The 281-nt window shown below is 34.5% G+C and carries 1 pseudogene; it reads right to left on the minus strand.

The annotated features are described in order from the left end of the window. Positions 1-281, minus strand: a pseudogene (locus tag FUA24_RS23750) (gliding motility protein RemB); the annotation flags it as partial.

Raw genomic sequence — 281 nt, forward strand, 5'->3', positions numbered from 1 at the left:
CAAAGGCCTTCAAGCTTTCGGAGTATCTATTAACATAATCGGCAAAACGCCCTTGACTTTCAAATACTGATGAATAAAAATTTAACTTTTTACCCAAGCCTCCTTGTACAACAAAGCCACGGGTATTATTATATGTGTTACCGCCTTCACTATCATTACCAACTTGTAAATCGAAAACAGGATCTATTGTAAACCAATAATTTTCACCTTGTAATTGCACCAAATGCTCGTTGAAAAGCTTTTTACCTACCCACGTTTTAGCTTGTTTTTTTAACTTATTT

The sequence above is a fragment of the Seonamhaeicola marinus genome (genome assembly GCF_008085455.1).